This window comes from Kitasatospora sp. NPDC056651, from assembly GCF_042792155.1.
Taxonomy (GTDB): domain Bacteria; phylum Actinomycetota; class Actinomycetes; order Streptomycetales; family Streptomycetaceae; genus Kitasatospora.
The window spans coordinates 26,479-43,917 of record NZ_JBHTWX010000049.1; the positions used below are offsets into that span (position 1 = coordinate 26,479).

General features: G+C 74.0%; 11 protein-coding genes and 3 pseudogenes. 7 read left to right on the forward strand and 7 right to left on the reverse strand.

From position 1 onward, the window contains the following. Positions 1-335 precede the first annotated feature (335 nt). Positions 336-1,274 (forward strand): SGNH/GDSL hydrolase family protein, encoded by a 939-nt coding sequence (locus ACFRAR_RS20210; protein ID WP_380699487.1) that lies wholly within the window; start codon positions 336-338, stop codon positions 1,272-1,274. An 86-nt stretch (positions 1,275-1,360) separates the two neighbouring features. On the opposite strand, the gene ACFRAR_RS20215 is transcribed toward ACFRAR_RS20210, so the two are convergent. Next, the gene (locus ACFRAR_RS20215) at positions 1,361-2,476 is read right to left on the reverse strand and encodes a HoxN/HupN/NixA family nickel/cobalt transporter (protein WP_380699488.1); all 1,116 of its coding nucleotides are present in this window, start codon (positions 2,474-2,476) and stop codon (positions 1,361-1,363) included. A gap of 282 nt (positions 2,477-2,758) precedes the next feature. Between ACFRAR_RS20215 and ACFRAR_RS20220 the strand changes: the two are divergent. Together ACFRAR_RS20220 and ACFRAR_RS20225 are read left to right on the forward strand one after the other, a co-directional pair. After that, positions 2,759-3,706, forward strand: a pseudogene (locus tag ACFRAR_RS20220) (hydrolase); the annotation flags it as partial. A 161-nt stretch (positions 3,707-3,867) separates the two neighbouring features. Next, a complete protein-coding gene (locus ACFRAR_RS20225) occupies positions 3,868-5,727 on the forward strand; it encodes a CocE/NonD family hydrolase (protein WP_380699489.1) in 1,860 nt (619 codons plus the stop codon). Between the two features lie 67 nt (positions 5,728-5,794). Here ACFRAR_RS20225 and ACFRAR_RS20230 read toward each other — a convergent pair whose 3' ends face one another. The 4 genes and pseudogenes from ACFRAR_RS20230 to ACFRAR_RS20245 all read right to left on the reverse strand — a co-directional run. Continuing rightward, on the reverse strand, positions 5,795-6,715 hold the full coding sequence (locus tag ACFRAR_RS20230; RefSeq protein WP_380699490.1) for an aminoglycoside phosphotransferase family protein: 921 nt from the start codon (positions 6,713-6,715) through the stop codon (positions 5,795-5,797). A 43-nt stretch (positions 6,716-6,758) separates the two neighbouring features. Further along, the gene (locus ACFRAR_RS20235) at positions 6,759-7,424 is read right to left on the reverse strand and encodes an HAD family hydrolase (RefSeq protein ID WP_380699491.1); all 666 of its coding nucleotides are present in this window, start codon (positions 7,422-7,424) and stop codon (positions 6,759-6,761) included. A gap of 118 nt (positions 7,425-7,542) precedes the next feature. Then, positions 7,543-8,271: pseudogene (locus ACFRAR_RS20240) on the reverse strand (putative Ig domain-containing protein); the annotation flags it as partial. Between the two features lie 204 nt (positions 8,272-8,475). Further along, positions 8,476-9,162: pseudogene (locus tag ACFRAR_RS20245) on the reverse strand (trypsin-like peptidase domain-containing protein); the annotation flags it as partial. A 215-nt stretch (positions 9,163-9,377) separates the two neighbouring features. Between ACFRAR_RS20245 and ACFRAR_RS20250 the strand changes: the two are divergent. Both ACFRAR_RS20250 and ACFRAR_RS20255 read left to right on the forward strand, forming a co-directional pair. After that, a complete protein-coding gene (locus ACFRAR_RS20250) occupies positions 9,378-10,499 on the forward strand; it encodes an alpha/beta hydrolase (RefSeq protein ID WP_380699492.1) in 1,122 nt (373 codons plus the stop codon). A gap of 73 nt (positions 10,500-10,572) precedes the next feature. Further along, positions 10,573-12,999 carry a glycosyltransferase family 39 protein gene (locus ACFRAR_RS20255; RefSeq protein WP_380699493.1) on the forward strand — a complete coding sequence of 809 codons (2,427 nt, stop codon included), beginning with the start codon at positions 10,573-10,575 and terminating at the stop codon, positions 12,997-12,999. 63 nt (positions 13,000-13,062) lie between these two features. On the opposite strand, the gene ACFRAR_RS20260 is transcribed toward ACFRAR_RS20255, so the two are convergent. Together ACFRAR_RS20260 and ACFRAR_RS20265 are read right to left on the reverse strand one after the other, a co-directional pair. Beyond that, a complete protein-coding gene (locus tag ACFRAR_RS20260) occupies positions 13,063-14,631 on the reverse strand; it encodes an alpha/beta hydrolase (RefSeq protein ID WP_380699494.1) in 1,569 nt (522 codons plus the stop codon). Positions 14,632-14,713: 82 nt separating this feature from the next. Further along, entirely contained in the window at positions 14,714-15,469 is a 756-nt protein-coding gene (locus ACFRAR_RS20265; RefSeq protein ID WP_380699508.1) for an HNH endonuclease family protein, read from the reverse strand. Between the two features lie 197 nt (positions 15,470-15,666). On the opposite strand from ACFRAR_RS20265, the gene ACFRAR_RS20270 reads away from it, so the two are divergent. Together ACFRAR_RS20270 and ACFRAR_RS20275 are read left to right on the forward strand one after the other, a co-directional pair. Beyond that, positions 15,667-16,392: an NTP transferase domain-containing protein gene (locus tag ACFRAR_RS20270; RefSeq protein WP_380699495.1), complete on the forward strand. Its 726-nt coding sequence runs from the start codon at positions 15,667-15,669 to the stop codon at positions 16,390-16,392. A 100-nt stretch (positions 16,393-16,492) separates the two neighbouring features. After that, on the forward strand, positions 16,493-17,341 hold the full coding sequence (locus tag ACFRAR_RS20275; protein WP_380699496.1) for a hypothetical protein: 849 nt from the start codon (positions 16,493-16,495) through the stop codon (positions 17,339-17,341). Positions 17,342-17,439: the final 98 nt, after the last annotated feature.

Here is a 17,439-nt window from a genome sequence, read left to right on the forward strand (position 1 = left end):
CGGGGGCCGGCGCGGGGGGGGCCGCCCCCCCGGGGGGGGCCCCCCACCACCGTCCGGCGCACCACCGTCCGGCGCACCACTGTTCGGCGCGCCGGCTCCCGGCGGGAATTCCGCTCCAGGCCGTTTCGAAATCGCCGCCGATACCCGCACGGGGGAAACCCGCGATACCCGGTGGAGCGTAATCCGGAATTCCACACCGGCACGCCTGACGGAATGTCGGCAATTTCCGCGCACACCATGGACGACCGGCAGACGCGGCAGTAACTTACCTGCGAGTAGCTGTGGCCCGGCTCGGCACGACCCCCACCCGTCGTTTCTCTCCCCCAGGAGGAACCGTGCTCCGCCCTGCCCGGAAATTCCGCCGCCTCCGGAATTCCACCGCGCTCGCCGCCGTGTCCCTGGGCGCCGCGCTGGCGCTCACCTCCACCACCGCCCAGGCCGTCACCCCGGCCCCGAGGCACTACGTGGCGCTCGGCGACTCCTACGCCGCCGGCGCCGGGGTGCCCGGCCAGTCGGGCGGCCTGTGCCTGCGCTCCGACCACAACTACGGCCACCTGGTCGCCGGCGCCCTCAAGGCCGGCACGTACACCGACGTCACCTGCTCCGCGGCCAAGATCAAGGCGATGACGCAGCCCCAGTACGACGCGGTCATCAGGGTCAACGACCCGCAACTGGACTCGGTGGGCGCCGATACCGACCTGGTCACCCTCGGGATCGGCGGCAACGACCTCGCGGCCAGCGACCTCGGCCTCGCCGAACTGGTCGCCACCTGCGTCGCCGGCGCCGTCGTCAACCCGCTCGGCACGCCCTGCCGGGACGTCTACAACCACGGCTACTGGGACTTGGGCACCCTGTCCTGGCGGTACGGCAACGACGACCTGGCGGAGCGGATCCGCACCACCATCGCCCCGCAGCTGGCCGACACCCTCCAGCGCATCCACGCCAAGGCGCCCGGGGCCCGGGTGCTGCTGGTCGGCTACCCGTCCGTGCTGCCCGCCGACGGGTCCCGGTGCGTGCTGCGCCAGCCGGTGACGCCCGGCGACGTCGCGTACCTGCACGGCGTGCTCGACAAGCTGAACGCCGCCATGAAGTCCACCGCGGCCGCGAACGGCGCGACCTACGTGGACACCGCCACGCCGACGCTCGGGCACGACGTCTGCTCGGGCGACCGCTGGATCGAGGGCGCGCTGCCGGGCTCGCCCGCCGTGCCGTTCCACCCGAACGCGACCGGCGAGCAGGTGATGGCGCAGGCGGTGCTCGCCGCGCTGAAGTAGTGCCGGGGCACCGCCCCGGGAAGCCCCGAGGGGCCGGCGACCGGATTCCCGGTCACCGGCCCCTCGGCCGCGCGTCCCCGCCCGCCCTACTCGGGCTTCGCGGCGCCCGCCGCGGCGGTGCCGGCGGCCAGCCCGGCCGACCACTTCTCCTCGACGTTGCCGAACTTCCAGTAGGCGATCGCCGCCGCCCAGGTGAGCACGAACAGCCCGACGATCGCGTAGCCGACGAAGTTGAGGTCCAGCCCGCCGATCCAGGCGACCGGTCCGCTGGTGATGTCCAGCTTCTCCCCGAGCAGGCCGATCAGCTCGATCGAGCCGATGACCAGCGCCACCAGCACCGACAGCCCGGTGACGGTCAGGTTGTAGTAGATCTTGCGGACCGGCTTGGAGAAGGCCCACTCGTACGCGAAGTTCATGAACGAACCGTCGATGGTGTCCAGCAGGCTCATCCCGGCCGCGAACAGGATCGGCAGCGTGAGCAGCGCGTACCAGGGCAGCGAGAAGGCCGCCGCGCCGCCGGCCAGCACCAGCAGCGAGACCTCGGTGGCGGTGTCGAAGCCCAGGCCGAACAGCAGGCCCACCGGGTACATGTGCCAGGGCTTGGTGACGGCCCTGGTGACCCGGCCGAGGATGCGGTTCATCAGCCCGCGCCGCTCCAGCTGGCGCTCCAGCTCCGCCTCGTCGTATTCGCCGTGGCGCATCCGGCGGAAGACCTTGAGGATGCCGTTGAAGGCGCCCAGGTTGATCAGGCCGAGCAGCAGCAGGAAGGTGCCGGAGACGGTGACGCCGATCAGGCCGGTCATCTCGTGCAGCGTCGAGTCGTCGGACTCCACCTGGCCGGCCAGCGAGCGGATGCCGAAGGCCAGCAGCGCGCAGAGGCCGAAGACGACCGAGGAGTGCCCGAGCGAGAACCAGAAGCCGACCGACAGCGGCCGCTTGCCCTGGCCCATCAGCTTGCGGGTGGTGTTGTCGATGGCGGCGATGTGGTCGGCGTCGAAGGCGTGCCGCATGCCGAGGGTGTAGGCGGTCAGGCCCATGCCCGCGCCGAACACCTGTCCGCCGACGGTGTAGTGCTCGGGCTCGACCAGCGCGAGCAGCGTGAACCACCCGATGACGTGCAGCGCGAGGATGAATCCGCCCATTCCGGCGAGGCGGATCCATTCCTCCCGGGTGAGTCGGTCCCGCCAGCGGGGGGCGGTCATCGTCTTGTCCTTTCGTTCGGGTGGTCGAAGCTGGGCCATCTTTCCGCCTCGATGTGCGCAGTTGCAAGTCATGCGCAATTACGGATTCGCCTCCCCCGCTTCTCCGCTCGCGTCCGCTCCCGCGTCTCCCCCCGCTTCACGGCGCGCCGCGGAGATCGTCACGACCCGTACAACGCCTCGTAACCTCCGGGGGCTTTCAGTGCGGGCTCTACGCGCGGATACTCCCGTTCTACGCGCGAAAACTCGGGCGCCGACTTCCAACTCCCCACGAAGGAACGGCACATGACGATCCGTATTCGAACCGCTGCGGCCCTGGCCGGCGCGGCGCTGCTCGCGGCCGGTCTCACCATCCCGACCACCGCCACCGCCGCCCCGACCCGCGCCGAGGCCGCCGCGGTGAGCGCCACCCCGCACCGGGTGCTGTTCGACAACAGCAAGGCCGAGACCGCGGGCAACGCCGACTGGATCATCAGCACCAGCCAGCCCGACCCGCTGGCCCAGAACGCCAACCCCACCACCGAGAAGAGCTGGACCGGCGCCCTCTCGGCCTGGGGCGTCGCCCTCCAGAAGACCGGCCAGTACAGCCTGAAGACCCTCCCGGCGGGCTCCACCATCAGCTACGGCACCGGTGCCGCGCTCGACCTCGCCAACTTCGACACCTTCGTGGTCCCGGAACCGAACATCCGGCTGAGCGCGAGCGAGAAGACGGCGCTGATGAACTTCGTGAAGAACGGCGGCGGCCTGTTCCTGGTCTCCGACCACCTCAACAGCGACCGCAACAACGACGGCTGGGACTCCCCGAAGATCATCAACGACCTGCTGACCAACAACGGGGTCGACAACAACGACCCCTTCGGCTTCTCGGTCGACCTGCTCAACATCACCACCGACAACCCGCGCGCGGTCAACGACCCGGCCGACCCGGTGCTGCACGGCCCCTTCGGCGCCGTCACCGGATCGATCCTGCGCAACGGCACCACCTTCACCCTCAAGCCCGCCGACAACCCGAACGTCAAGGGCCTGGTCTACCGGACCGGCTACAGCGGCAACACCGGCGCCTTCTTCGTCACCAGCACCTTCGGCTCCGGCCGGGTCGCGGTCTGGGGCGACAGCTCCGCCATCGACGACGGCACCGGCCAGTCCGGCAAGACCCTCTACAACGGCTGGGACGACCCGGCGGGCACCAACGCCGCCCTCGCCCTGAACGCCACCGCCTGGCTGAGCAAGGCCTGACCACCGGGGCCCGCGCGCCGGGGCCCCGCGCATCGGGGCTCCGCTCACCGGGGCCCGCGCGCCGGAGCTCCGCTCACCGGGGGCTCCGCTCACCGGGCACGTGGCCGCTCCCTCCCCTACTGTCGGATTACCGACGCCCGGGACCGATGGGAGCGGCCATGCCGTCCTACGCCTACCGCACCACCCGCGAGGACCTGCGCATCCCGCTGCCCGACGGCACCCGGCTCGCCGCGCGGCTGTGGCGGCCGGTCGGCGACGAACCCGGCCCCGCCCTGCTGGAGTACTCCGGCGGGCGCCTCGGCGACCGCACCGCCGCCGAGGACGCCCGCCGCCACCCCTGGTTCGCGGGCCACGGCTACGCCACCGTCCGGGTCGACACCCGCGGACACGGCAACTCCGACGGCACCCCCGGCGCACCCGGCGGCGCCCAGGAGCTGGCCGACGGCACCGCCGTGGTCGACTGGCTCTCCCGGCGCCCCTGGTGCAACGGCCGGCTCGGCCTGCTCGGCGTCGGCGCCGCCGCCACCACCGCGCTGCGGCTCGCCGCCCGCACGCCCGAGGTCGTCGGCGCCGTGGCCGCCGCCTGCCCCGAGGGGGGCCTGCGGCTCGGCGGGGCCGTGCTCGCCGCCGGCCTGCACGACCGGCTCACCGCCCTGGTCGCCGACGCCGCCCTGCCACCGGACCCGCGCCACGTCGGCGACGCCTGGCGGGCCGGGTGGCTGGCCCGGCTGGAGTCGCTGGCCCCGCCCGTCGAGGAGTGGCTCGCCCCCGGCGAGTCCAGCGTCCCGGTGTCCGTCCCGGTCCTCGCGGTGGCCGGCTGGGGCGACCCGTCCTGCTCCTTCGTCCTGCGCCTGCTCGCCGAGTCCCCCACCGCGCGCGCCCTGATCGGCCCCTGGCCGCACGGCCTGCCCGAGGACGCCCTGCCCGACACCCTGCGCTGGTGGGACCACTGGCTGCGCGGCGCCGACACCGGCGCCCTCGCCGAACCCGCCCTGCGCAGCTGGCTCGCCACCCGCTGGACCGGCGACGAGGCCTGGCCCTCCCCCGACGTCCGGGAGATCCACTACGGCCTGGACGGGCCGCTGCGCAGCGCCGGAACCGCCGCCGACGACCGCTACGCCACGGTCCGTTCCCCACAGCACACCGGCCTCGACTCCGGTGCCTACGTCCCGCACGGCCGCCCCGCCGACCAGCCGCCCGACCAGCGCGAGGAGGACGGCCGCTCGGTCTGCTTCGACTCCCAGCCGCTGCCCGAACCGGTCGAACTGCTCGGCATCCCGACCGTACGGCTGCGGTTGCGGCCGCGCGAGGACGGGACACCCGCCCAGGTGGCGGTGCGGCTCTGCTCGGTCGGCCCGGACGGCACCTCGGAGCTGGTCACCCGGGGCGTCCTGGCCGCCGACGGGCCGGACGCCGACGTGGAACTGGCCGCCTGCGCCTGGACGTTCCCGGCCGGGCACCGGCTGCGGCTCGCCCTCTCCTCGGTCTACTGGCCCTGGGTGTGGCCGCGGGCGGAGGACACCGGGTACGGCGTCGACCCGTCCCGCTCCACGCTGAGCCTGCCGGTGCGCCACCTGGCCGCCGACGCGGGCGCGCCGCCCGTCACCTTCGAGCGGCCGGAGCTGCCCGAACCGCTCGACATCCACCTCACCGAGCCGCTCACCGCCCGGCCCGAGCACGTCACCGTCCACGACATCGGCCGCCACGAGTGGCGCACCGAGCGCTCCCCCGCCTCCGACGGCAGCCGCACCCACCCCGACGGCCTGGTCCGCGACGAGCACACCGTCACCGCGTACCGGGTCCTCACCGGCGCCCCGCTCAGCGCCCAGGCCCGCACCGACCACACCGTGCGGCTGGAGCGGCCCGACATCGGCTGGGACGTCACCGTCCAGACCCGAACCCAACTGCGCTGCGACGCCGGGCACTTCATCAGCGTCATCCAGTTGCGGGCGCTGGAGGCGGGGTCGGTGGTGTTCGCCCGGGAGTGGCAGCACCGGGTGCCCCGCGAGCGCGGCTGAGCGCCACCGGGCCTCGGCTCCAGCGCCGGCCCCAGCACCGGCACCGGCACCGACGCCGGCGGTTCCCCTATCGCCGGCCGCCGCCGGACGGGGAGGCGTGGTCGGCGAGGACCTCGGCGGTCACGTGGCGGGCGGTGGCGGCCATCCTCGGGTTGCTGTTCCGGTAGTAGGCCACCTCCATCAGGGCGACGGACAGGGCCCAGCCGCGGGCTCGGGCCCACGTCGCGTCATCGGCGGCCACGGCCGTGCGGAAAGCCGCGCGGGCCGAGGCGGGCAGCACGTACCAGGCGGGGATCAGGTCGACCGCCGGTTCGCCCAGGCCCGCGCAGCCGAAGTCGATGACGGCGCCGAGGCGGCCGTCCGGGGACACCAGCAGGTTGCCGGGCTGGAGGTCTGCGTGGATCCAGACCGGGGGGCCCGGGTGTTCGGGGGCCTTGAGGGCTTCCTCCCAGGCGGCGGTCGCGGCCTCGGCGTCGATGACGTCCGCCACCGCGGCGACCGCCTTCCGGACGTTCGCGTCCCGGTCCGCCAGCGCCTCACTGCGGTAGGAGGCCGGGCCGCCGGTCGGGTCCAGTCGGCGCATGGCGGTCACGAAGGCGGCCAAGTCCTCGGCCAGCAGCGCGGGTCGGGCGAGATCGCCGACGACCGGGTTCGCCCCGTCGAGCCAGCGCAGCACCGCCCAGGACCACGGGCAGCCGTCGACCGGCCCGCCTACGGCCAGCGGGACCGGCACCGGGACCGGCAGGTGCGGGGCGAGGCGCGGCAGCCAGCGCTCCTCCCGGTCGATCTCCCCGGCCGACCCCGGGGTGCGCGGGACGCGCACCACCAGCTCGGCACCCAGCCGGTACATCGCGTGGCTGGTCCCGACCGACGCCACCGGTTCGACCGGCAGCCCGGCCCACCGCGGGAACCGCTCGGCGACCATCCGCCGCACCAGTGCCTCGTCGATGTCCAGTTCGTCGGGGTGCATCCTGGGTGAGGCCGTCATGGCGACCGACCCTGTCACCCACGAACCGGGCCCGGCAAGCGAATTACCCGCGACGCACCGCTCCGGCGGCGATCAGGCCGGGCAGCTCGCGCATGTCCTCGAAGACCACCGTGTCCGGCCCGGCCAGCCGCTCGGCGGCCGTGACGCCGCCCGCGTAGCCGAGCGAGCGCATCCCGGCGGCGCGCGCGGCCCGGACGCCGGGGTTGCTGTCCTCGACGACCACGCAGACCGCCGGGTCGACGCCCATGGTCCGCGCGGCGTGCAGGAAGAGGTCCGGGGCGGGCTTGCCGCGCCCGACCTCGGTGGCGCTGAAGATCCGCCCGGCGAAACGGTCGTGGAGGCCGGTCCGGCCCAGGGTGTGGCGCATCTTCTCGTGGGTGCCGCTGGAGGCCACGCAGGTCGGCAGGGTGATCGCGTCCAGCGCCTCCGGGAGGCCGGCCACCGGCGTCAGTCCGGCGTCCACCGCCTCGGCGTGCAGTTCCCGGAAGCGCTTGTCGTACAGCGTCGCGGCCTCCTCCCCCAGCCGCTCGGCGACCATCGCGTGGCAGGCCGCCTCCGACCGCCCGACGAACTTCTCGATCACCTCGGCCTCGGTCAGCGGCCAGCCCATGTCGGCCGCCAGCCGCACCACCACCCGGACGGCGATCACCTCGCTGTCCACCAGGACGCCGTCGCAGTCGAATATCACCAGCTCAATCGGCTTGATCATCCGGCCAGCATACGACAGGGCCCGAGTGCGGCAGCCAACTCACCGACGGTACAAGGGAGTTGTCGACAGCAGGCCGCGCGGCCCGAAGGGACGGGCCGCGCGGCACAAGATCGCCGGTTCAGCTGGTCTGGATGGAGGTGTCGTCGATCACGAAGCTGGTCTGGAGCGAGGCGTCCTCGGTCCCGGTGAACTTCAGGGTGACGCTCTGGCCCGCGTAGGCGGACAGGTCGAAGGTCCGCTGCTGGTAGCCGGCCGCCGCGTCCAGGTTGGAGTAGGTCTTCAGGGTGGTGCCGTTGACCGCCACGGTCAGCTTGTCGTAGGCGGTGGTCGTCGACGTCTCCGCCGTGTCCACGTGCAGCCAGAAGCTCAGCGTCGCCTTGCAGCCGGCCGGGACGGTCACCGTCTGGGACAGCGAGTCGGTGCGCGCGGAGCCGTAGCCGTCCAGCCACGCCTTCCACGAACCGCCGTGGGCCGGCTGCGAGGCGCTGCTGTCCACCACACCACTGGACGCCGTCCACGGGGCGGCGGAGCCGGTCTCGAAGCCCGCGTTGCCCAGCAGCTGCGCCGGGGTGCAGCTGCCGCCGCCGGTGGACACGGCCCAGCCGAAGGCGGTGGAGGCGGACTTGCCCGCGGCGTCCGTCACGGTGACGGTCACGTTGGAGCTGCCCGCGGTGGAGACGGTGCCGGCTATGACGCCGGTCGAGGAGTTGATCGACAGCCCGGCGGGCAGGCCGGTCGCGGCGTACGTCAGCGGGGCGGTGCCGCCCGAGGCGTTGATCTGGAGGTTCACCACGCCGCCCACCGTGGTGGACTGGTTGCCCGGGTTGGACACCGAGACGGCGCTGCCGGCCGGCTTGGTGAGCAGGCAGCCGGACACGTTGAGGTCGATGGCCCGGGTCGAGGGGTTCAGGCAGGTGGTGAACCAGTAGGTCTCCTCACCGTAGCTCTGCCCCTTGTAGACCTTGGTGGTGCCGTCGGCGGCCACCTCGCACGGGTTGTTGAGGGTGCACATGGCGCCGTCGTCGTTGCCGGTGTTGTTGATGCCGATGATCCGCCCGCTGGCGGACTCGACGATCGGCGAACCGGAGGTGCCGTGGGTGGTGTTGCAGCCGGAGCTGTAGCGCAGCGAGTCGTGCCAGGTCCACTGGTCCTCGCGCAGCGTGGGCACGAAGCCGTTGACGGAGCAGTTCCAGACCTGCTTCCAGTACGACGAGGGGATGTACATCGACGCGCCGTCGGTCGGGTGGGCGTCGCTGACGGTCAGCGCGGTGGCGCCGTACTTGGAGGTGATCGACCCGTAGGTGTCGGTGAGTTGGTAGAGCGCGACGTCGGTGCCGGTCATCGTCGCGTAGAGCACCTTGTCGGCCTGGACGGTGCCCAGGCTGTTGCCCGCGCCGTCGAGCAGGGTGCCGCTGCGGCTGGCGGTGGTGTTCTGGATGACCTGGCCGGCCGAGGGCATGCTCGGCAGGCAGTGCCCGTTGGTGAGCATCAGCGCGCGGTCGCCGTCCACCGAGGTGGGGTAACGGACCAGCGAGGCCGAGCAGTTGCTGAGGGCGATGGTGGAGGTCAGGTCGGCCGCCTGGACCGCGTGCGCCGGGGCGGCGGCGAAGGCCAGCCCGCCCGCGACGACGGCACTCGTACCGGCCACCGCGACAAGTCTCTTGAACATGGCTCTCCTTGTGGGGGATCGCGGGGTGTACGACTGGTCGTCGACGTCCGCGCCGCACGAAAGTGCCATGGTCACTTCAAGGGGTCAACGGTTCGGACCGAACTGGCCGTCGCGGACGCGCCGTTGTGGCGCGAATCGACCGCTCCGCGCCCCGGTCGCGGGCGTCCGCGCGCGACGGCACCTCGCGCCGACCGCGTCATGGGACGGTCAAGCGATCACCTCGTGATCACCAACCCGGGGCCCGCACTCAGGAAGCTCCCAGGAGGTCAACTACGATCGGCCCCGTGCTCAGCCTCACCGGACTCCCGCTCCAGATCATCACCTCGCTCCTCGCGATCGCCGTCTTCGTCGCCACCATGTGGCTCTGGCCGCGGTTCGGCGGCAAGGGGTGGAAGTCCTGGCTGGGCCGGATCGGCGCCTTCCTCGCCACCCAGGTCTCGGTACTGGCCGCGATGGGCCTGATCGCCAACAGCTACTTCGGCTTCTACAGCTCCTGGACCGACCTGCTCGGCACCAGCGGCGGCCTCGGCACCGTGGTCGACCACCAGCCCAACGCCTCCGGGGTGGCCGTCACCGGTGAGCAGAAGTTCTACTCCGCCCAGGGCTCGGACCCGGAGCGCTCCGGACTGATCCAGAAGGTCGACATCAAAGGAGCGGGCAGCGGCCTGAGCACCGAGGCGTACGTCTACCTGCCGCCGCAGTACTTCCAGCCGGACCACGCCAAGCAGCACTTCCCGATGGCCCTGGTGCTCACCGGCTACCCGGGCACCCCCGAGAAGCTGATCTCGCTGATGCAGTACCCGGCGTCCACGCTGGAGGCGATCGAACAGAAGAAGCTGCCGCCGACCGTCCTGGTGATGACCCGCCCCACCCTGGTCGGCGACCGGGACACCGAGTGCGTGGACGTGCCGAACGGCCCCCAGGTGGAGACCTTCTTCACCAGCGACCTGCCCAAGGCCCTCGCCACCACCTACCGGATCGGCACCGACCCCGCCAACCGGGCGGTGATCGGCAACTCCACCGGCGGCTACTGCGCGCTCAAGTTCGCGCTGCGCAAGCCCGACGCCTACCGCTCGGCGGTCGCGCTCTCCGGCTACTACAGCGCGGCCCACGACCCGACCACCGGCGACCTGTTCGGCGGCAGCACCCAGCTGAAGCAGGAGAACGACCTGCTGTGGCGGCTGAAGAACCAGCCGCCGGCCCCGGTCAACCTGCTGCTGACCACCGCGAACGACGAGAACAACCACGACGAGACCAAGGCCATGATCGCCGCTTTCAAGGCCCCCACCACGATGTCCTCCATCACCCTGGACACGGCCGGCCACAACTTCCACACCTGGACCCGGGAGATCCCCCCGGCCCTGGAGTGGCTGGGCAGGCACCTCGCCGTACCGCCGTCGGCGTGACGTTCCGCAGATCACACCCCCCTCACAGCCCCGTCTCACGGTTCTCTCAGAGGCGCCACCGACCGTATGGCGCATGACCACGAGCAGCTACTCCCCTCCGGCCGGCGACCCGTGGCCCGAGGCCGCGAACTACCCGCCGCCGGAGGTGCCGCGACCGGACCCGGTCCGGCCGGACCCGGCGCCGCTCTTCCCCGAGCAGGCCCTGCCGCCCGCCGGCCCCAAGGGCCCGGCCTCCTGGTCCGGTCGGCTGCGCACCCTCCCGGCCCGCGCCTGGCGCGGGCGCGCGGACGACCCGCGCTGGGTGCGCCCGGCCCTGCTGGCGCTGCTGGCCGCGACCGCCGTCCTCTACCTGTGGGGCCTGAGCGCCTCCGGCTGGGCCAACGCCTTCTACTCGGCCGCCGTCCAGGCCGGCTCCCAGAGCTGGAAGGCCTTCTTCTTCGGCTCCTCGGACGCCGCGAGCTTCATCACCGTCGACAAGCCCCCGGCCGCGCTGTGGCCGATGGCGCTCTCGGCGCGGGTCTTCGGCCTCTCCGCCTGGTCGGTCCTGGCCCCGCAGGCGCTGATGGGCGCGGCCACCGTCGGCGTGCTGTACGCCACGGTGCGCCGCCGCTTCTCCCCGCTCGGCGGCCTGCTGGCGGGCGCCGCACTGGCGCTCACCCCGGTCGCGGCGCTGATGTTCCGCTTCAACAACCCGGACGCGCTGCTGGTGCTGCTGCTCACGCTGGCCGCGTACGGGCTGGTGCGGGCGATCGAGGCGGCGGGCACCCGGTGGCTGGTGTTCACCGGTGCGATGTTCGGCCTGGCGTTCCTCACCAAGACCCTGGCGGCCTTCCTGATCCTGCCCGCCTTCGCGGCGGTCTACCTGGTCGCGGCGCCCACCGGGTTCTGGCGGCGGGTGCGGCAGACCCTGCTCGCCGGCGCGGCACTGCTGGTCTCGGGCGGCTGGTGGGTGGCGATCGTCGAGCTGATGCCGGCCTCGGCCCGCCCGTACATCGGCGGCTCGCAGGACAACAGCTTCCTCTCGCTCACCTTCGGCTACAACGGCCTCGGCCGGGTCGACGGCAACGAGCGCGGCAGCGTGGGCGGCGGCGGGCGGATGCCGGCCGGGCTCGACCTGCCGGGCGGCGCGGCGCGCGGCGGCGCGATGCCCGGCGGCGGCGGGCGCGGCTGGGGCCAGACCGGGCTGACCCGGATGTTCGGCACCGACATCGGCGGGCAGATCGCCTGGCTGCTGCCGGCCGCGCTGATCCTGCTGCTGGTCGGCCTCTGGGCGACCCGCCGCCACACCCGCACCGACACCGCCCGCGCGGCCTTCCTGGTCTGGGGCGGCTGGCTGCTCTCCACCGCGCTGGTCTTCAGCTTCATGTCCGGGATCTTCCACCAGTACTACACGGTGGCACTGGCCCCGGCCGTCGCGGCGCTGGCCGGCATGGGCGTGGACGGGCTGTGGCGGGCCCGGCACCGGGTGCCCTGGGCGCTGGTGCTGGCCGGAACGCTCGCGGTGACGGCGGTCTGGGCGTTCGTGCTGCTCGGCCGCAGCTCGGACTTCCTGCCCTGGCTGCGCTGGGTGGTGCTGGTCGGCGGACTGGCGGCGGCGGCCGCGCTGGGCGCCGGGCCGTTCGTCGGCCGGGTCTCCGGGCGGACGGGCGCACGGCTCGCCTCGGTGGCGGGCCTGGTGGGCCTGGCGGCGGCGCTCGGCGGTCCGGCGGCGTACGCGGTGGACACCGTGAACACTCCGCACAGCGGCTCGATCGTGACCGCCGGGCCGGGTGTGCAGGGCGGGTTCGGGCCGGGCGGCGGCGGGCGCAAGGGCGCCAAGGGCTTCCCGGGCGGCGGCCAGGGCACCGGCAACGGGCGCTGGTTCGGGCAGGGGGGTCAGGGCGGCCAGGGCGGCCCGCAGGGCTTCCCGGGCGGGCAGAACGACGGGAGCTTCCCCGGCGGGCAGGCCTTCCCGGGCGGCGGCCAGGGCAACAACGACGGCACCGGTGACGGCTCGGGCAACGGCCGCCACCAGCGCGGCACCGGCGGCACCGGCACCGGCGGCTTCCCGGGCGGCGTCCCGGGCGGGCAGGTCCCCGAGGCCATGGGCGGACTGGTCGGCAGCATGGGCGGCCTGCTCGGCGGCACCAAGGTGAGCGACGAGGCGGCCGCCCTGCTCGAGGAGAACGCCGACCACTACACCTGGGCGGCCGCCACGGTCGGCTCGCAGAACGCCGCCAGCTACCAACTCGCCACCGGGGAGCCGGTGATGGCCCTCGGCGGCTTCAACGGCACCGATCCCTCGCTGACCCTGGCCGGCTTCCGGCAGTACGTCCAGGAGGGCAAGGTGCACTGGTTCGTCGGCGGCGGCTCCCACCGCGGCTTCGGCGGCGGCGCGAGCGGCGACGAGGGCGGGCAGGAGAACGAGTCCGCCCTGATCGAGTCCTGGGTGGCGTCCCACTTCACCGAGAAGACGGTCGGCTCGGCCACCTTCTACGACCTGACGGCCCCCACCTCCTGACCCCGGGTCCGTGACGCCGGAGGGGGCGTGCCGCGTTCGCGCGGCGCGCCCCCTTCGGCGTGCTCAGTCGGACGGGCAGGACGTCCCGGCCGCCGGCATCCGGCCGTCCACCAGGAACCCGGCCACCGCGTCCCGGACGCAGCCGCTCTTGTCGTACGCGGTGTGCCCGCCGCCCTCCCGGGTGAGCAGCACCCCGTGCTCCAGCCCGGCGGCCAGCCGCCGCGCCCAGGCGTACGGGGTGACCGGGTCGTCGGTGGAGCCGATCACCAGGATCGGCGGGCTGCCCGGCGCCCTGATCACCTGCGCCGGCTCGGGCGAACGGAACGGCCAGGAGCGGCAGTCCGGGTCGAGCAGGATCCCGACCGGGGCGTGTCCGCTGGTCAGCGGGGCGCGGGTGGCGAGTTCGGCGAGGTCCGCGCGCAGTTCCGGCTCCGGGGGCGTGGGCGGGCCGTCCACGCAGGAGATGGCGGCGAAGGCGTCGGCGGCGGTCCGGTAGTGGCCGTCCTCGGTGCGGCCGTCGGCCTCGTCGGCGAGGGCGAGCAGGCCCTCGGCGCCGCCCTCGGTGACGGCCGGTCCGAGGGCCTCGCGCAGCCGGGGCCAGGAGCGGCGGCCGTCGGCGAGCAGGTTCAGGGCGGCGTCCCAGCCGAGGGCCGCGGTGAGGGTGCGTCCGTCGGCGGCGCGCAGCGGGTGTTCGCGCAGGCCGTCGAGGAAGCGGGCGAGGCGCTGCGGGGCGGCGGCCGGGTCGGTGCCGAGCGGGCAGGCCTCGCCCTCCTCGGTGGCGCAGGCGGCGGCGAAGGCCCGGAAGCCGGCCTCGGCGGCGGCGGCCTGTTCGACGCCGAACCGCCCCGGGTCGGTGCCGTGGTCGACGGCGCCGTCGAGGACGAGCCGCCCGGTGTGCTCGGGGAACTCCTCGGCGTAGCGGGCGCCGAGGTGGGTGCCGTAGGAGAAGCCGAGGAAGTCGAGCTCGGGTTCGCCGAGGGCGCCGCGCAGCACGTCGAGGTCGCGGGCGGTGTCGCGGGTGCCGAGGTGTGGCAGCAGGTCGGCGTGCCGGGCGCGGCAGGCCTCGGCGAGGACCTTGCCGTGGCCGTAACCGGGGTCGTCGGTGGCGTTCCACTCGTCGCGGGTGCGGTCGTCCAGGCAGTGGACGGGGGTGGTGTCGCCGGCGCCGCGCGGGTCGAAGCCGACCAGGTCGTACCGGTCGTGCAGCGGCCCCTGGAACCCCTGCCAGCCCCACCGGACCATCGCCGTACCGGAGTTGCCGGGGCCGCCGGGGTTGAGCACCAAGGCGCCCAGGCGCCGCTGCCGGTCGGCGGCGGGCACCCGGGCGAGGGCGACGTCGACGGTGGGGCCGCCGGGGGCGGCGTAGTCCAGCGGGACCTTGAGGGTGGCGCACTGGACGGCGCCGTCCTGGTCGGGGCAGGGCCGCCAGTCGATCCGCTGGTCGTGGAAGGCGCGCAGGGCCGGGGCGGCGGTGGCGGCGGCGGTCCGCCCGTCCAGCGGCGGCCGGTCACCGCCGCCGGTACAGCCGCTGAGCAGCACGAGCGCGAGGGCGGGCAGCGCACGCCTGGGAATCCGGGGGAACCGGGGGAACCGGGGCCGGGGGAACCAGGGCCGGGGGAACCGGGAGATCATCGGGGCCACTGCCCACGAATACCATCCGGCCGCCCCCGAGCGCACGGTCTCCGCCCTCTCACGACGGTGATTTAACGTTTCGTCAGCCGCCGCACTGCTGGAGCATGGCCTTCTTGTCGGCCTCGGTGACGGGCAGCTGGTACTTCAGCGAGACCTGGGCGAAACGCACCGCGTAGGCGCAGCGGATCTCGGTGTTGGCGGGCAGCCAGTTGGCCGGGCCGGAGTCGCCCTTGGAGGCGTTCTGCGAGCCGTCGGCGGGGATCAGGTTGAGCGGGTCGTTGGCGATCTGGACGCGCTTGAGCTTCTCCCACTTGCTGGCGCCCATCTGCCAGTCGTAGGAGAGCGGCATCACGTGGTCGATCTGTATCTTGGTGGCCTGCTGCTTGGTCCACTGGACGGTCTTGCCGGTGTACGGGTCCCAGATGGTCATCGCGGTGACCGTGCAGTCCGAGCCGTCCTTGTGCTCGACGGCCGTGCCGTCCCGGGCGAGCAGGTCGTTGCGGGTGTCGCACTTGTTGCCGCCGAACGGGACGCCCTCGACGTTGTCCGTCCAGGCCGGGCCGAACTCGTTGCGGTCGTAGCCGTCCTTGGGGCCGACGGCGGCGGTGGTGACCTTGGCGATGACGTCCCGGCCGGCCTTCTGCTCCTCGGGGGTGGTCAGCGGCGCCAGGCCGGGCTTGGTGCCGTCCGGGTTCAGCAGCGGGCTGGTGCCCTTCCCCCCGGCGGGCGCGGCGGTGCCGCCGTCGGCCTTCGAGTCGGACGACTTGTGGTCGCGGCCGCCGATCAGCCACCCGACCAGCGCGAGCGCGCATATCAGGAACACGGTGGCAGCGGACATCTTGGTACGGCGGGCGGGCACGGAGAACTCCCGGAGTCAGGGGCGGGGTGACGGCGAACCAGCAGACCAGCCACCCCAAGAGAAGGTCAAGCCGACGCCACGTACGGCCCCGCAGCATGTCGAAGCTCACACCGGCTCAGCTCCCGCGCCGGGCCGCCCGGGTGCGCGCCGGGGCCCCGGACGGGCAGGCTGGGCCCATGCAGAGCACCGCTCCGAACCCCGCCGGACCCACACCCGCCGACCGGGGCCCGGCCGCCGGGCCGGTCACCGGGCCGGTCACCGCCCTGGTCCTCGCCGCCGGGGGCGGGCGGCGACTCGGCGGGCGGCCCAAGGCCCTGCTCCGGTACGGCGGCGGACTGCTGGTGGAGCACGCGGCGGCGGTGGCCCGGGCCGGCGGCTGCGCGGAGGTCACGGTGGTGGTGGGCGCGGAGGGCGAGCGGGTCCGCTCCACCGCGTTCCTGCCGGGCTGCCGGCTGGTCGGCAATCCGGACTGGGCGCAGGGCATGGGCTCCTCGCTGCGGGCCGGCCTGGCCGCGCTGGCGCCGCGCACCCCGGCGGTGCTGGTGCTGCTGGTGGACACCCCGGGCGTCACCCCGGCCGCGGTGGCCCGGCTGCTGGCCGCCCACCGGGCGGGCGCCGAACTGGCCGCGGCGGCCTACCACGGGCGGCGCGGGCACCCGGTGCTGATCGGTGCCCGGCACTTCGCCGAGGCGGCGGCGGGCGCCCGCGGCGACGCCGGCGCCCGCACCCTGCTGGCAGCCCACCCGGCGGAGCTCGTCCTGGTCGAGTGCGCCGACGTCGCCGCCCCGGACGACCTCGACACCCCCGCCGACCTGGCCCGCTGGTCCGCCGGCCGACCGCCCCGGCCGGGCATCCCCCTCGGGAAGGAGCGCACCCCCATCCGTTCGGCCGGGACTCCCTGATCCGACCCTGAGGATTGCCCCATTCCGCGCCCGGCGCCGGATATTTCGGGGAGCATGGAAATCGCCCGACTTCACCCGACACCGACGGACGGAGCCCGCGATGGCAGGACTGCCCGACGACTTCACCGGACACGACCCCACGCGGCAGGGGCCCGGCGGTGGCGCCCGGGCGATCCGCTGCCCCGCCTGCCGCCGCGAGCACCTCTACGAACCGCCCTCCCTCCCCTGTCCGTGCGGCGCCTCGCTCAAGGTGCCGCTGCTGCGCGGCGGGGTGCCGGTGCAGGTGCGCTTCCGTTCCTGGGAGGACTCCTGGCTGAGCATGCGCTGCCCGCACTGCGGCCGCTCCGACCAGTGGCCGCAGCCCGAGTTCACCTGCAACTGCGGCGCCACGGTCCGGCTGCCGGTGGACCGCACCACCCGGCTGGGCAGCGGCACCGCCGCCCCGCTCGCCGCCCCCGGCCCGCAGGCCGCCCGCCCGTACCCGGCCCACCCGGCGAGCGCCCCGGCCCCGGCCCCGCCCGCACCGCCCTCGGCCGGCCGCGCCCGCCCGTTCCGCCACCGCGCACCGTTCCGCCCGCACCCGGTGCGCACCTCGCAGGACGCGGTGTTCACCGCCGCCCGCTACCTGGAGTGGCTCGGCTTCGACGACCTGGAGCTGACCGAGGCCCAGGAACGCGACGGCGTCACCCTGCTGGGCAGCCGGATGGTCGCCCAGGTGGACACCTGGACCGAGCCCGCCGACGTGAAGTCGGTCGAGTGCCTCTGGCTCCAGACCCTGCACGCCGAGGAGATGGCCGCCGCGATGTTCACCCTCGCGGGTTATTCGCACCAGGCCACCGTGCGCGGCGAACAGCTGCTGGTCGCCCTGTTCAGCCTGGACCTGGCGGGTGTGCCGCAGCCCGCGAACGGCGCCGCCGAGGCCCTGATGGAGACCGGCTGGACGTCCTGACCGACCGGGCGGCCCCGCCGGACCACGCCGCGACCCCGCCGTGGCCGCTCCACTAGATCATTTCTCCTCCGAAAGCAACAACCTTCGCTCGTGATCTG

Excerpts from the sequence above, each read along its gene's own strand:
- ACFRAR_RS20235 (WP_380699491.1), bottom strand. The coding sequence starts at position 7,424 with ATGATCAAGCCGATTGAGCTGGTGATATTCGACTGCGACGGCGTCCTG.
- ACFRAR_RS20225 (WP_380699489.1), top strand. The coding sequence starts at position 3,868 with ATGCCGTCCTACGCCTACCGCACCACCCGCGAGGACCTGCGCATCCCG.
- ACFRAR_RS20265 (WP_380699508.1), bottom strand. The coding sequence starts at position 15,469 with ATGTCCGCTGCCACCGTGTTCCTGATATGCGCGCTCGCGCTGGTCGGG.
- ACFRAR_RS20255 (WP_380699493.1), top strand. The coding sequence starts at position 10,573 with ATGACCACGAGCAGCTACTCCCCTCCGGCCGGCGACCCGTGGCCCGAG.
- ACFRAR_RS20270 (WP_380699495.1), top strand. The coding sequence starts at position 15,667 with ATGCAGAGCACCGCTCCGAACCCCGCCGGACCCACACCCGCCGACCGG.
- ACFRAR_RS20215 (WP_380699488.1), bottom strand. The coding sequence starts at position 2,476 with ATGACCGCCCCCCGCTGGCGGGACCGACTCACCCGGGAGGAATGGATC.
- ACFRAR_RS20260 (WP_380699494.1), bottom strand. The coding sequence starts at position 14,631 with ATGATCTCCCGGTTCCCCCGGCCCTGGTTCCCCCGGCCCCGGTTCCCC.
- ACFRAR_RS20230 (WP_380699490.1), bottom strand. The coding sequence starts at position 6,715 with ATGACGGCCTCACCCAGGATGCACCCCGACGAACTGGACATCGACGAG.
- ACFRAR_RS20275 (WP_380699496.1), top strand. The coding sequence starts at position 16,493 with ATGGCAGGACTGCCCGACGACTTCACCGGACACGACCCCACGCGGCAG.